Annotated in this window: 9 protein-coding genes, 1 pseudogene and 1 riboswitch; of the genes and pseudogenes, 1 reads left to right on the top strand and 9 read right to left on the bottom strand. The window is 58.0% G+C overall.

The features are described from left to right. Positions 1 to 15: 15 nt before the first annotated feature. Positions 16 to 1005: a GTP 3',8-cyclase MoaA gene (gene moaA / locus M8014_RS05645; RefSeq protein WP_271281554.1), complete on the bottom strand. Its 990-nt coding sequence runs from the start codon at positions 1003 to 1005 to the stop codon at positions 16 to 18. Beyond that, positions 993 to 1127, bottom strand: a riboswitch (molybdenum cofactor riboswitch). (Overlaps the previous gene by 13 nt.) 225 nt (positions 1128 to 1352) lie before the next feature. On the opposite strand from moaA, the gene yvcK reads away from it, so the two are divergent. After that, positions 1353 to 2261: a uridine diphosphate-N-acetylglucosamine-binding protein YvcK gene (gene yvcK / locus M8014_RS05640; protein WP_271281553.1), complete on the top strand. Its 909-nt coding sequence runs from the start codon at positions 1353 to 1355 to the stop codon at positions 2259 to 2261. Between the two features lie 10 nt (positions 2262 to 2271). On the opposite strand, the gene M8014_RS05635 is transcribed toward yvcK, so the two are convergent. The 8 genes and pseudogenes from M8014_RS05635 to M8014_RS05600 all read right to left on the bottom strand — a co-directional run bounded on the left by M8014_RS05635 (position 2272) and on the right by M8014_RS05600 (position 13358). Beyond that, on the bottom strand, positions 2272 to 3378 hold the full coding sequence (locus M8014_RS05635; protein WP_271281552.1) for a VasL domain-containing protein: 1107 nt from the start codon (positions 3376 to 3378) through the stop codon (positions 2272 to 2274). A gap of 24 nt (positions 3379 to 3402) precedes the next feature. Further along, on the bottom strand, positions 3403 to 3858 hold the full coding sequence (gene tssE / locus M8014_RS05630) for a type VI secretion system baseplate subunit TssE (RefSeq protein ID WP_271281551.1): 456 nt from the start codon (positions 3856 to 3858) through the stop codon (positions 3403 to 3405). Continuing rightward, positions 3858 to 4403 carry a type VI secretion system lipoprotein TssJ gene (tssJ, locus tag M8014_RS05625; RefSeq protein ID WP_271281550.1) on the bottom strand — a complete coding sequence of 182 codons (546 nt, stop codon included), beginning with the start codon at positions 4401 to 4403 and terminating at the stop codon, positions 3858 to 3860. The genes tssE and tssJ overlap by 1 nt, the downstream gene beginning before the upstream one ends. Continuing rightward, positions 4381 to 5466 carry a type VI secretion system baseplate subunit TssG gene (tssG, locus tag M8014_RS05620; RefSeq protein ID WP_271281549.1) on the bottom strand — a complete coding sequence of 362 codons (1086 nt, stop codon included), beginning with the start codon at positions 5464 to 5466 and terminating at the stop codon, positions 4381 to 4383. Before tssG ends, tssJ begins: the two co-directional genes overlap by 23 nt. Continuing rightward, positions 5430 to 7184 carry a type VI secretion system baseplate subunit TssF gene (gene tssF / locus M8014_RS05615; protein ID WP_271281548.1) on the bottom strand — a complete coding sequence of 585 codons (1755 nt, stop codon included), beginning with the start codon at positions 7182 to 7184 and terminating at the stop codon, positions 5430 to 5432. The genes tssG and tssF overlap by 37 nt, the downstream gene beginning before the upstream one ends. A gap of 28 nt (positions 7185 to 7212) precedes the next feature. After that, positions 7213 to 8807 (bottom strand): annotated as a pseudogene (gene tssA / locus M8014_RS05610) (type VI secretion system protein TssA). Beyond that, the gene (locus tag M8014_RS05605; RefSeq protein WP_271281547.1) at positions 8807 to 12244 is read right to left on the bottom strand and encodes an ImcF-related family protein; all 3438 of its coding nucleotides are present in this window, start codon (positions 12242 to 12244) and stop codon (positions 8807 to 8809) included. Before M8014_RS05605 ends, tssA begins: the two are co-directional and overlap by 1 nt. Next, on the bottom strand, positions 12237 to 13358 hold the full coding sequence (locus M8014_RS05600) for a hypothetical protein (protein ID WP_271281546.1): 1122 nt from the start codon (positions 13356 to 13358) through the stop codon (positions 12237 to 12239). Before M8014_RS05600 ends, M8014_RS05605 begins: the two co-directional genes overlap by 8 nt. Between the last annotated feature and the right edge of the window lie 2 nt (positions 13359 to 13360).

Genomic DNA, 13360 nt, shown 5'->3' with positions numbered 1-13360 from the left:
AATTCCTTGTAGCGATTACCCGCCAATGTATGACAGGTTCTGGGTGATCCCGGTGTTGCCCTGATGCAGGAAGTGGGTCTGTTTTTTGTGCATCAGCGCGTCTGAAATACGCGCTTCGAGCGCCTGCTGCTGGGCATCTTCCGCCAGCAGATCGCGCAGATCGACGCCACCATCGCCAAACAGGCACAGGTGCAACTTGCCCACCGATGAGACGCGCAGGCGATTACAGCTGGCGCAGAAGTCTTTTTCATACGGCATGATCAGGCCGATTTCCCCTTCGTAATCCGGGTGACAAAAGACCTGCGCCGGGCCGTCGCTGCGCTGGCGAAGCTGATGGATCCAGCCGCGTTTGAGCAGTTCATCGCGCAGCACCATGCCGGAGATGTGATGGCGGGAGAACAGATCGTTGCCCTCGCCGGTTTCCATCAGCTCGATAAAGCGCAGTTGAATGCGGCGCGGTTTGATCCACGCCAGGAAGGTGTCCAGCTGATGATGGTTCACATCACGCATCAGCACGGTGTTGACTTTCACCTTGTCGAAGCCCGCCGCAAAGGCGGCATCGATCCCCTCCATCACCTGATGGAATTTATCCTGTCCGGTGATGGCGTGAAACTGACGGGCATCCAGGCTGTCGACGCTGACGTTGAGGGCGGTGAGCCCTGCATCGCGCCACTGGGCCACATCACGCGCCAGACGGTAACCGTTGGTGGTCACCGCAATCTGACGAATGGCGTCGTTTTCACGGATAGCCGCAACGATGTCGATGAAGTCACGGCGCAGCGAGGGTTCGCCGCCCGTGAGACGGACCTTCTCGGTCCCCATGGCGGCAAACGCGCGCGTAATGCGGCGCACTTCGGCCACGGAGAGAAAGCCATTATTGGTGACGCCGCCCGGCTTGTAGCCATCCGGCAGACAGTAGGTGCAACGGAAATTGCACACGTCGGTAATCGACAAACGCAGGTAAAAAAACTGACGTGCGAATGCGTCGGTAAGTTGTGAAGCCATGTACACCTTTCCTGATACGGGAGGCACAGTCATTTCTTCCTGTACCCTGGTGGCGATACCGCCACGGCCAGCACGCCATATCTGTCGACACAGGCGCGAAGGCTAGAGTGTATGTTTTCGATTAAGAAAACGTGGTTATGACGATAGTAGCCTGTTGATGTGGGTTTCGCTATCTTCGGCTTTCGCTATATAATTTTGAATATAACGACCTGATCGTGCATTTTCGAATCAGAATACGTATTTAGCGAATTTTTGCATTGATATAAGTCATTTTGGCCCGTCTGGAGCATCGTCTTTTAGGGGTAGTTGAGTTACTGTTAATACGTTCGTCATACTAAGGAATTTCTATGCGCAATCGCACTTTTGCGGATCTTGATCGCGTGGTCGCTCTCGGCGGAGGGCACGGACTGGGCCGGGTGATGTCATCGTTGTCTTCACTGGGTTCGCAGCTCACCGGGATCGTCACCACTACCGATAACGGTGGCTCCACCGGGCGTATTCGTCGCTCCGAAGGCGGGATCGCCTGGGGGGATATGCGCAACTGTCTGAACCAGCTTATCGCTGAACCAAGCGTCGCATCGGCAATGTTTGAGTATCGTTTTGGCGGTAACGGCGAACTTTCTGGGCATAACCTCGGAAACCTGATGTTAAAGGCGCTGGATCACCTCAGCGTGCGGCCTCTGGAAGCCATCAATTTAATTCGAAACTTACTCAAAGTGGATGCATTCCTGATCCCAATGTCCGAACATCCGGTCGATTTGATGGCGATCGACATCAACGACCATGAAGTCTATGGCGAAGTAAATATCGATCAGTTGGTGGTCCCGCCAAAAGAGCTGATGCTCTACCCTGCCGTCCCTGCCACCCGTGAAGCGGTAGAGGCGATTAGCGAAGCGGATCTCATCCTGATTGGCCCGGGCAGTTTTTACACCAGCCTGATGCCCTTGCTGCTCATTAAAGAGATGGCCCAGGCCCTGCGGCGCACGCCTGCGCCTGTGGTATATATTGGCAATCTGGGCCGCGAGCTCAGTCCGGCCGCCGCCAGCATGTCGCTGCCGGCCAAGCTGGCGCTGATGGAGCAGTATGTGGGTAAAAAGATTATTGATGCGGTGGTGGTAGGACCCAAAGATGACGTGACCGGGCTGGAAGGCCGGGTGGTGGTGCAGGAGCCGCTTGAGGCGAGCGACATTAAGTATCGCCACGACAGGCATCTGCTGCGCGTGGCGCTGGAGAAGGCGATTCAGGCGTTGGGTTGAGACTATCGCGTTAGTTTGCTGCAGCCGTTCTCGCTTTTTCCTGCATCAGCACCGCCATTTGTGCGCGCAGATACTGTTCTGTTTGATAAACCTGCTGCTGCCTGGCAGCTGAATTATCCGGTAGAAGCTGGATCTTACGCAGCCGCTCCTCTGTCGGTTCCGCCTGGCGAAAATGGGTCAGCATGTCGAATGTTGCAGACTTTAGTTCACTGACCGTGATGTAATGACCCCGTTTCTCATCCAGCGCATTCAACCGATCGGCCAGCTGCTGCAGCCGGACCATGCCATGATGCCAGCCGTTGAGGTTTTCTGTCGTAATGGCGGCAGCATTAAGCTGCTGTTGCCCCTGAAGGTCGGGACCAGGTTTGTGAGCAGACTGCCAGCTCCAGGCCAGCACACCACTTATCAGCAACATAGTGCACATCCCCGCCGCAAATGCTCGCCATGGTTTTGCCGCTGCTGCCCGTGGCGTTACCCCCTCTGATGCTGGCTGAGCGACGTAAACCCATTTTTGGGGTTCCGGTGGCATAGCAGGTCCGGCAGGCAATGCGATCTCCTGCGCTGTTTGACTCTCCCTCCCGGTGACACTCTCGTCATTCTTCACCCTGGCCGCTGCGTTGCGCAGCATTGTCAGCAGGGTATTAAACTGGGTTAACGGCTCAAGTTCCAGACGCTGCAGCACCTGGCCCATGCGACTCAGGTACTGTTCGGTCTGGTGAAGTGAGTCCTGGTCGGAATACGCCAGGGTTAAGGTACGCAACATCTGCTGCAGGCGTGTACTGAGCGTTCTCAGTAGCGCGACCCGAACAGGAACGGCTTGCGGCCAGAGTCCCTGCCACTGATGCATCAGCAAAGCTTCCAGAATTGCCAGTCCTTCGTTAAGACCCGTTATGCCCGAAAGACGCGTGCGCGCCAGCGCATACCCACACGCTGTCTGCAGCTCAACGCCATTCTGGCGAAACAGCGACAAACTCAGCTGTTCAACGCGTTTCCAGTCAACGTCCGGGCGCGCGGGATGCGAAAGCTTCGCCAGCTCATGGTGCAGAGCGATATAATCCGGCAATGCACGCGGGTCACCACCGGTTTTGAGCATGTCAGGATTGTTCAAGGATCCCATTTCTGTCACCTCCGTTAAGGTCGCTTAAGTTTGAGAGTGAGGGTCGAGAAATTGCTGTTGCTTCAGATGGCGTAACAGGACGCGGCCCTCCGGCATAAATTCGGTGCCATAGCGCACAAGACCCAGACCTTTCAGCTCAGCATCAATGGCGTAGCGCAGTTCGCCTGGCTGCAGCTGTTCAAGCAATACCACGCTGATACTTTTCAGCCGCGGCTCATATTTCAGCAACACCGATGAGAAGGTGCTCATCAGCTGATGAGCGGTGCCCGGCATGCCCTGCAAAATTTTGGTCATGTCTGGCAAACCATAATCCGGCAGATGTGCCAGCGTCCCTGCGCGGCAGTTGAGGATCCGCTGCATATTGTCGAGTACGGACAGAATCACCTGGTTCTGCTCGCTGACGCGGGTAAGCTCAAGCCCGCCAGTAAAGTTGCCCGCCAGTATTTCATAGAGCGATGGCGCGTTATGTCCCTGCGGCATCAGTTATCCTTTAACGCGTGTAACGTCAGGTGGTTATTTCCGGCCTCGATAATGCGTGGCTTATCAGGATCCAGTTCTTCACGCGACAACACCAGCCGCCAGCTGTTTTGCTCGCTGTCCGGATGACGAAACAGCCCGGTCACCGCCACGAACTGCGCGTCAGTCTCCATGGGCATATCGAGACTGGCATCGCCACCCGGTTTGATCACCACGTCCCGACGGGCCAACAGATCTTCTTTTAATACGCTGTCACCCTCTTTCAGCAGCTGCTGATAGACCGTTTTGTCGAACGTCTTGCGGTCTTTCAGCTGATAAACGCGCACCACCATCGGCTCAGAGAGGGAATTGCTCTCCCGGGCGTCGGTGTTAAGCGCCTCACGCGCGGTAAAATCCAGGTGTAAGACGTTTACCTTCTTATAAAAAACCGAGGTTAATGCCGATTTGGTGCCGTCCGTCACGCTCTGCGTCAGGCCGCATGCCGTCAGGCTGAACGCCAGCAGCGGAAGCAGCCAGCGGGGAGTTTTAGTTAAACTGATAGGTAACACGTCGATTTCCTTGTTGTGGTGTGGTGGGCTGCAAGCCACGGTAGTAACCGAGTTCCGTGGTAAAGCTCGGCGGGATATCGTGCGGATGGTGATCCTTCTCGGCCCCCAGCACGCCATTCAGGCCAAGCCAGAACGATCCTTCGCCCAACGGGGGGACGGTCAACAGGCGGGTGCTGACCGTTAGCTGAATTTTTGCCTTGAATCGCCAGCCCAGATATACCCGCAGCATCACCAGAAAATCCTGATACAGCAGGCCATCCGGCTTCCAGCCCTGGGCTTCATGCTCGTTATCCGTTGCCAGCGTAATCAGCAGCTGGCTGTTGGCATCCATCATCTCATCCCCCAGCGGCGAGTTCCCGTCGAGCAGGACGTCCTCATCGCCATAAAACCCCAGCGGCTGGCTGACCGCCACCGGGCGCAGGCAGTATGGGCTAACCCTTACCCGGGTCGCCGGGGCCAGCAGGCTCACCAGGGACTGCATGCCCTCCTGGGTTTTACCGGGCTGACGCAACACCCCAGCCACCGCCAGAAAGCGCGAGACCGGCGTGCCAATGTGGTCTGCCGTTCCCGGGATCCCCAGGCCGACCAACCCCAGCAGCGACTGCGACAGGACATCCGTGCCACCGGGTTCAAAAGTGGCCGGATAAGAGTACTTACGCCAGATACGATAAAACTGGGTCAGGATGCGGTGGCTGAAAATATCAAGAAACCCCTGCAGCGCCTCGTGCCCTTCCCGACGTTGGGTAATGTCATCCAGATACGCGGTCGGCAGCGGCGAATCGACCCCGTACAGGCCCATAAAGGTGGTGCGAATAACCGGCGGCTTGCGCGGATCGTCATCATCATATTCAACCGCTTTCAGTTCGCTTGCCGGAAAGCCCATACCCGGATGCGGGCAAAAGCGCACCGGGTCGTCTGACGGATGCCGGGTAGCGCCAATCAGGGGGGCGTTGGGCTGGCGTTTTTCTAACAGTTGGCAAAAGCGATAAAAGTTAATGCGGTGAAGGTCAGCTTCCAGCCGTGGGGTCAGCCGGGAATGCGGCGATTGTGCTTCTCTTCCCATTCAAGGCGCTCTCCAGTGGGTTGCAGGATGATAGTCAGACGGTTAAAGAGGTAAATATCGGTGTACAGCGCAAAGAAACGGCTCAGCATTTCACCAAACAGACAGATATCGCCTCGCCCGGCAAAACCGTGGCTATCGAGCGTGACGTCAATCTGCACGCCACGCACCAGATACCCCTGTTCAAAACGCTCCGTCTCGCTGTGTTTCACCTCAAGAATGGCGTCCAGACGGCGGCGGTTCATTTCGCTGTGCGTCCATTCGTACAACGCCAGCGTGCCGCGAAGGACCTCGGCGCTGTCCATCATTGACAGAAATCCGCTGCCGAGATGGCTCAGCACGCGCCAGTGAAAGCGATCCTCTGCCGGGGGATAACACGGCAGCGTCGGGGCGCAGAGATTACGTACGGCAATACTGGCTGAGGTGGTTTTTACTACCCTATCCAGCACCGTGCTTTGCAATGCACGACGGGGCAGCAGGCCGTTAGTCCCGATAAGTGTCAGCGAGAGGCTCTCCTTTTCCGGCACGGTGTGATGGTCAAAGGCTTCACCGCCGAGGATGAGCCAGGTGTTGTGCAGGCCGGAAGGCCCACGGCGCACGCGGGTATGGTAGTAATACTCCGGGGCATCGTGGCGCATCATCCCGCCTTTGTGGCGGAAGCTGGAAAAAGGCACATAGGCATGCTGGCTGGATGACATCACCGAATCCACGGCGTAAATCTCGGTGTGGCCATCCTGCACGCGCATCGGACGCAGCATGTATTCCGTCTGCAGGGAATTGAGCGTTAGCGGGTCAGACTCCAGCGGGAAGAGATTAATCACCGGCACACAGTTAAGCCGCAGATGCTTTTCCGTGAAGCTAAAGTCGTGCTCCCAGCGCTCGCCCAGCACCACGTCGATGTCAAACCACGGAAGCTCTGCCGGAAAGGTGACGCTCTCCAGCCCACGCAGCCCCGTGAACATGAATTTCTCCCGGAAGGTGAAGTACTCCAGCAGCAGCTGATAGCCGCTAAAACTGCTGTTGCCCTTTGGCCACAAGGTGTCGTCGTCGCCAAATCCCTGAGCGGTGAAATGCCCGTCGAGCGGCCTTCTGTCCACCTCGCCCGGAAGGCGCAGCCATAAGCGGGACACATTCAGGGTAAAGGCTTCATGCATGGCGCAGGCCAGCGGTGCATCTGCGTTGAAGTACAGCGGAATAGAGCTGAGCTCGAGGCGGCTCCAGTCGGCGAGTTGACTGCAGTTAAAACGCAGGCGAATCACCGAGCGTCCGTCCGGATCGGTGGTAAGCGTCGCCTTCTCCAACGACAGCGGCTGGAGGTGAATGTCCTGGGTGGTGGTATAGCGACAGCGTGTGCCTTTTTCACCTATCGGGCGAGAAAGCACTTCAAAACCTTTGCCGATGCGCATCGGCTCTTTCATCTCGCGCCAGTCCGGCGCGAGCTCGACCACCGACATCGACGGAATGGTCCGCAGATAGTGCGGCCACAGCAGGCTCACCAGCCCCTCGGTCAGCTCCGGCAAGTCATCATCAAGCTTCTCGCGCAGCCGACCCATCATAAAGGCAAAACCTTCAAACAGGCGCTCGACAAATGGATCGCACGGCCCCGCTTTATCGAGGTTTAACATTGCTGCACGATCCGGATGGGCTCGAGCAAATTCCTCTCCGGCTTCAAGCAGATAGCGCATTTCAGCGTCGTAATAACGCAGGGTTAAGTCGTCCATAAATTTAACTATCAGTCCGTTTTTAATATCAGCCGCAAAGTACGGCAGAGCGAGCAGGATCAAGCGCAATCAGCCCGGAGAGCAGCGCGTCCATTTCGGGTAGCAGGCGGGTTTTATCCGCCTCACTGCGCCCTGATCTGGCACGCAGTAATTTGAGCCGACGCGCTTTGACTTCGAACAGCAGGTCCGGCGTCCACTGCTCAAGGGTGAGCGTGCGGGCACGGTGGTCGAGCTCACCCAGCAAGTGCAGCGCCATTTCGTTTTTGCCGTACTGCTCGGTGACACGCGCCATCAGCAGACGCATCAGCCACTGGTCACGGGAAGATGTGTAACCCGCACGGGTCTGTAGCCAGTTGAGTGCGGCGTCTATTCCCTCGCTGTCCGCTTTAGCCAGCACTTCCGGCTCAAGAGATAACACCTCATCCCCGGAAGAAGCGGCGGTCATCACCGGTTCATCCTTCCAGCCCGGCATCGCATCCAGCACGCTTTCGTTAATCCAGTTCATCGTCACTTCATCGGCGAACGGCGTGCCGTCGTTGAACGCCAGCACCTCCAGCCCCGGCAGGCGAGACAGCAGCCCGGTGAGATCCCGGCAGAGAATATCTGCGCGTACGGAGTCAGCATCGAGCTTCACCAGCGCTTGCCAGGCGTACCACTGCAGATCCAGCCACAGATGGTTAACCCCCTGCGCCAGCAAGGCGTCGGTGTATTCCAGCAATTCTGACCAGCTTTTTTGCAGGTATAGCCGTTTGAGGTGCGCCTTGTTGTCCGGCTTGGGCGGCAGCAGACGGGTACGCCCGGAGGCATCCAGCGGCGGCAGGGACATCAGCGTATCCCAGCGAATGCATTTCAGCAGATGATGGCCCGCCAGCCAGCCGCCGGGCTGGTCCCGCAGGTATCGCGCCAGCTCTTTGGCCTGGCTGAGCAGGTCACGCCCTGAAGATACGGTATTCATCCCGGGTGCGAACGGTACAACCTCCGTGACGGCAGCACTCTCTTCCTGGCTGGTTTGCGGGACGAGACTGTTGGCTCCCCCGCTCTGCACCAGCCTGTTTTCCAGCGCCTGATACAGCACGGCGAGCAAGGGCTGCCCCTCGTCATCAAATGTCCGTAGGGTGTTATCTGCCCGCAGTAGCGCCCCGGCGATACGCCGCATCACCGTGATATCCACTTCCGGATAGCGCGACAGGCTGTCGATCATGCGGCTGCTGCCCAGCCACTCCAGCGCCGATTTACGGCTGCGCTCGCGCCGGGGATGCAGCTGGGCTCCGAACTTTTCCAGCATAGCGGCCAGCAATTCCAGCCCTCTGCAAACCCGGTTTCGCCGTCCTGATGCAGGCGCGCCCAGACGTAGAAGGTCGTTACACGCAGATCCTTGCAGACACCGGTCAGCAGCTTTTCTGTCAGCTGGCAAATCAGGGCGGTATCAATGCCGGAGAGCTTATTCACCTCTTCGCGGATGCGCTGGAAGTCATCGTTGTAGCCGGGATCCTCCCCGGTCGGTTCAACATCATTTATGGGTTCCAGCCAGCGCTCCCGGTCGCGGATGCGCGTCCGGGACTGATCCAGCAATGTGCTCTCCTCTGCTCCACAGGCGTAGAGCAGGTTCTGTAATGCGGCCATTATTCCATTCCATCCATGGCTGAGTTATCGGAAGTGTCGAGCGCCTGAGCGGTTGCTAAGGGATCCACGGTGAAGATCTGATCCGGGAGACGGAAATCACGCAGCGCCAGTAGTGCCAGAGGTCCCCTGCCCAACTGGGAGCGCAGTACCCACTGCAGCGTACGGCCATCCGGGGCGGCAAAACTCATCATCCACTGGCTGCGGTCGAGCTGCTGACGCTTGCCCTGGTCCAGCCAGCGGATAAAACCCCAGGTACCGCTGTAGTCACCAAACAGGCGTGCGCCCGCGTTGGTCGACGTCCAGGTCAGCATCGCGCCCGGCTTGAAAGTGTCACCCGGCCAGCGGAAGGACTGCCAGTCCGCCATCTGGTTGAAGTAATGCATTTTTTGCCCGTCAATAGTGAGCTGGGTCTCCACCACCTGCGCTGCTGGACGGGCCTGCAGTTCGAAGCTGATCCCCTGACTGCCATCGGTAAACAGGATGTCTGACAGCTGGCTCAGCTGGTTTACCGCCTTGAGAAAAGCAGGATTAAACGTCAGCCCCTGACTGTGGGCACTGTCCGGCACCCACCGGCTGCCCTCTTTGTGCAGCACGCCGCTTAGCTCTGAGGTTAAAAACCTGTCGATGCGTCCCGCATCTTTACGGATAAACTCGGCCAGCATCGGAAGCGAGGCATCGCTTTTGCTCACCGCAAACGGGAAACGCCCCTCAAATGCCGTATGCCAGTTCGCCACGACCGAGCGGCTCCAGCGTTCGTTGAGGCTGGCTGCTGACGGTTGCAATACCGTTTCCCATGCCTGGGTCAGCGGCTGCACGAACAGAGTGTGACCAAAACCGCGCCACTCCTCACCAAGGCTCGCCGCCACCAGACTGCCGTACTGCTGGGTGTCGGTCAGATCGACGCTTTTACCCTGGAACACGGTCTGCGCCAGACTTTGCATCATCTCCTGCGGATCCGTGCTGCTTGCCACCTGCTGCAAACGCAGGCGCACGCGGGTGATACGGGTCAGGTACGTCTGCAAACTCAATGAACCGTCTGCCGACATCACGTTACTGGCGTTATTTTTCCCCATTAGCGCCAGCAGCGGCCCGAAGGTATCGTCCAGCGGGCCCTGCGGTCCGGCGGCACGCTGATCGATCGCGGGTTTTTCTGTATGGCCGATCAGGTCTTTCGCCGAGCGGAGGATAGACTCCGGGACGCCTTCTTTTTGCTGTCCGGTCTGCCCTTGCCACGCCAGCGTGTTCATCAGCGCAATCAGCGGCGACTGTCGCACGTCGCTCATCAGCGTTAGCTGGTCAGTGACATCGGCAATGTTTTGCGCCGGGTTAAGCCGCAGGCTGTTGAGGAAGTTCAGCCAGCTACCGGCAAAGTCGGTAAAGTAGCGCTGGGTCAGTCGGGCTTTCAGCGTTTCCGCTGACAGGTCTGCAGAAACGGCCTGGCGGCTGTCGCTCAGCACCCAGTCGATTTCATCCCGACGGGCGTTCGCCGCTTTCTCAATAGCCTGCTGGATCCCCCCTTCCCAGGCCTGACGGGTAAACATCCCCGGCACGGCTTCATCGGTGGTGAACAAACGGCGGGCATCGGTCGCGTGGGTCATCTCTTCCAGCGTCATATCGGCAAAGTTACGCCGCACCGATTTGAGCATATGTTCGTACAGAGTGCTTTCCGCGTTACGCCGGCCGATCTGCTGAAGCAGCACCTGACGGCTCTGGCCGACCAGAGACATATCCGGGGTGATTTTCCACTGCGGTTGCAGGGGCAGCTCCGCGATATAAAACGCCCACAGATCCGGTGACAGGCTCTGCCACAACCCGGGGGAAATGCCCATGCGGGTCGGCTGCACCGCTTTCATTGTTTGGGCGTAGAATGCGCCGTCCGTTTTGTCTGAACGGGCCATCATCAGCCAGGCTTTTAGCTGGTCGTAACCCGGCTTCGCCAGCGCGATACGGTTGTCGCTGTTGGGGGCAGAGTTCACCAGCACGTTCAGTTTCTGCACTAACGCCGCATTAGCCGGATCGCGGATCAGGCGGTTATTCGCCACGCCGTACCAGGGCAGCACCGCACTTAGCAGCTGCGGGCTATGGCTCAGACCAAAACGCAGATACCAGGGCGTTCCGTGCTGAATGTGGTATTGCAGGCGACCGGCATCGTTACGCAGGTCGTGCAGGGCGGTAAGCTGATAATCGGAGATGGACGGATGCTCTACCAGCGCGCGAGCGTTGGTCGCCATCGAGGAGATTTGTCCGTAGTTCAGGGCAAAAGAGAGCAGCAGCCCCGCTCCCCAGACGCCAATAACCGCCATGACGACCCATGCCAGCGTCTGCTCCCAGGCCAGGCCAACCCGGCGACCGCGTATGCGGGTGCAGTCGTTAATGACACCCTGCCAGGTGTCCGGGAGCGTCAGAGCATGCTGGTAAGCGGGCTGAGGCGCACTTTCAACGCTGACGTCATCTAAGGGGCCGGGTCTGTCTGCCAGGCTGAAGACCAGCCCCCGCAGCGGGACGCGCTGTTGTGCAGCGTAAAGCCACGGCGTCAGGCATGATGCCCAGCGTTCACGCTCCCCCTGTTCCAGCTGTTGCGCCAGACGCAACAGGAAATCATGACAGCGGTTGTCTGTTATCTGCGCAATGCCCTGCTCGCGCAGTTGAGGCAGCAGTTTACTGAGCTGGCAGGAGACATTCTCCGGTATCGCTCGCTGCGGCAACGTGATGCCTACGGCCTGAGATTGACGCCCCTTTTGCGACCAGTCGCTGCCGTACAGTTGCCACAGCCAGACCGGAGCCGAGTAGCGTAATGCTTCACTGATTTTCTCCAGCCCACGGAGATCCTTATCGCTTATCTGCGGTGTAAGACTCTGACCTTCGCCAATCACCCGGATGATGCCATCCAGCGGGCGACCACGGCGCAATTTGCGCAGGGCGGCGTATTTTTCGTTATCAACATCAGGGGTCAGGCTGCCGCCGTAAAGCAGTACGATACGGTTGCCTTCGAGCCACAGGCTGGTTTGCAGGCCGGGGATAAGGTGTTCGATGGCGGGTTCATCACCGCTGATGAGTAACAGACGGACTTTGCGGCGCCATAAGCGGCCATAACGGGTACTCATCGCGCGGCTAATGTCTCCTGTCAGCGTCTGCTGCTTTTGCTGTTGGAGGCGAAGCCTGCGCTGTTGCTTATCTTTCGACGTTCGGTAGGCGATATTACGTAACCACAATTGCCAGCCGGAGAAAGCAAGCGCAGACAGGCTGAGCGCTATGATCCATCCCATTCCACAGACGAGCAGAATCGGCCGTATCTCTCCCCATTCTGTCGACGCGTCAGTGGCGAAGATCCAGAAAATGCCGCCCCCCAGCACGATTGCCAGCGTTATCGCTGCTACCGCAATAAACGTTGTATATGCAACGGAGATGCCTTCAGTTTGTTGGTTGTCCTTATCCATAAGGCTTGATAATTCCAAGTGCAAGAGTGTGTAAAGGATCAGCGGCTATCCAGCCGCAGGGCTGCTTTTGCGTACGGGCGAAGATCGCCGCAAGCGAAATCGCCACCAGGGGCTCCATTTCGCCTGATTCACCCCAGTAACTGTCCTGCAGATGCTGAGTGACATTCCAGCCGCAGCTTGCCAGTTCAGGCTGCCCGGATGGTGAAAAGAGCATGCAATACTCTGGAACCTGTTCAAGCTCGCTCTGAATTTGCGCCCGCTGGCAAACCTGCAAAATGGATTCGTTGGCGGTTGGCTCAAAAATCTCACCCCGGGCCAGCACAACAGGAGCTGTAGCGCCAACCAGCCACAGTACGGCAGTCTCGCTGGCCGGACGTACTGCCGTAGCGGAAGCCGTGAGCGACTGACAGCCGGCAACCAGTGCCTGTGTATCCGGGGCAGCATCGGCAAACATCTCCGCAAGCTCTGCCAGCGTTTCTTCACCGCGCCAGGGTTTTGGTTCCTCGGGTAGCACAACATCGGGGAAAGTCAGTTTCATTTGCCCGATGAATGCGCGCCAGGCGATGTTACTTCCGGCCCAGTAGCATCTCGCAGGCGAGAGACGCTCACTACTTTTAGGTTGTTTTATCCATTGCAGAACCAGCATTCTGGCAAGCTGTTGATCACGCTCGTCAGCATCCTCCGAAAACGTACGGGCAATGCGAAACGCAGCGAATCCTCTCTCGCTTCGCGCTTTTGGAGGCAGGGTTTCACGTCTGAAAACGCGTTCCCATTCAAGCTCATTGCTGCCTGCCGGGCCAATCAGAACGGTTTCCAGCAGACCAAACTGACGTCGATGTTGGATCCACCACTGCTGCTGAATGGCCTTTACCTCCTGCTGCCATAGCGTGGCGTTGTGCACCGAGCAACGGTAGTACCATAGCCGAAAAAGCCAAAGCGTCCCCACAACGCTAATACCGATCAACATTGCGGTAATCACCGCCCCGCTGCTGACTTCTGTTTTGCGCAGCAGCACCGAACAGCCTCCCGCGATCGGCCCCATCAGCGAAGCCGCCGCTATCCAGCGTTTCGCGACTGGGGGACGGGTAACCTTATAAGGTGGAAATGAGGGCACCG

This window comes from Silvania hatchlandensis (assembly GCF_025564065.1).
GTDB lineage: Bacteria > Pseudomonadota > Gammaproteobacteria > Enterobacterales > Enterobacteriaceae > Enterobacter > Enterobacter hatchlandensis.
The sequence above is the reverse complement of the archived record's forward strand: the minus strand, read 5'-3'. Positions and strand labels throughout refer to the sequence as shown.

What these genes read in the sequence shown, in the direction of transcription:
- tssE (WP_271281551.1), bottom strand. Translation starts at nt 3,858, where the DNA reads ATGCCGCAGGGACATAACGCGCCATCGCTCTATGAAATACTGGCGGGC.
- tssF (WP_271281548.1), bottom strand. Translation starts at nt 7,184, where the DNA reads ATGGACGACTTAACCCTGCGTTATTACGACGCTGAAATGCGCTATCTG.
- tssG (WP_271281549.1), bottom strand. Translation starts at nt 5,466, where the DNA reads ATGGGAAGAGAAGCACAATCGCCGCATTCCCGGCTGACCCCACGGCTG.
- M8014_RS05635 (WP_271281552.1), bottom strand. Translation starts at nt 3,378, where the DNA reads ATGGGATCCTTGAACAATCCTGACATGCTCAAAACCGGTGGTGACCCG.
- moaA (WP_271281554.1), bottom strand. Translation starts at nt 1,005, where the DNA reads ATGGCTTCACAACTTACCGACGCATTCGCACGTCAGTTTTTTTACCTG.
- M8014_RS05605 (WP_271281547.1), bottom strand. Translation starts at nt 12,244, where the DNA reads ATGGATAAGGACAACCAACAAACTGAAGGCATCTCCGTTGCATATACA.
- yvcK (WP_271281553.1), top strand. Translation starts at nt 1,353, where the DNA reads ATGCGCAATCGCACTTTTGCGGATCTTGATCGCGTGGTCGCTCTCGGC.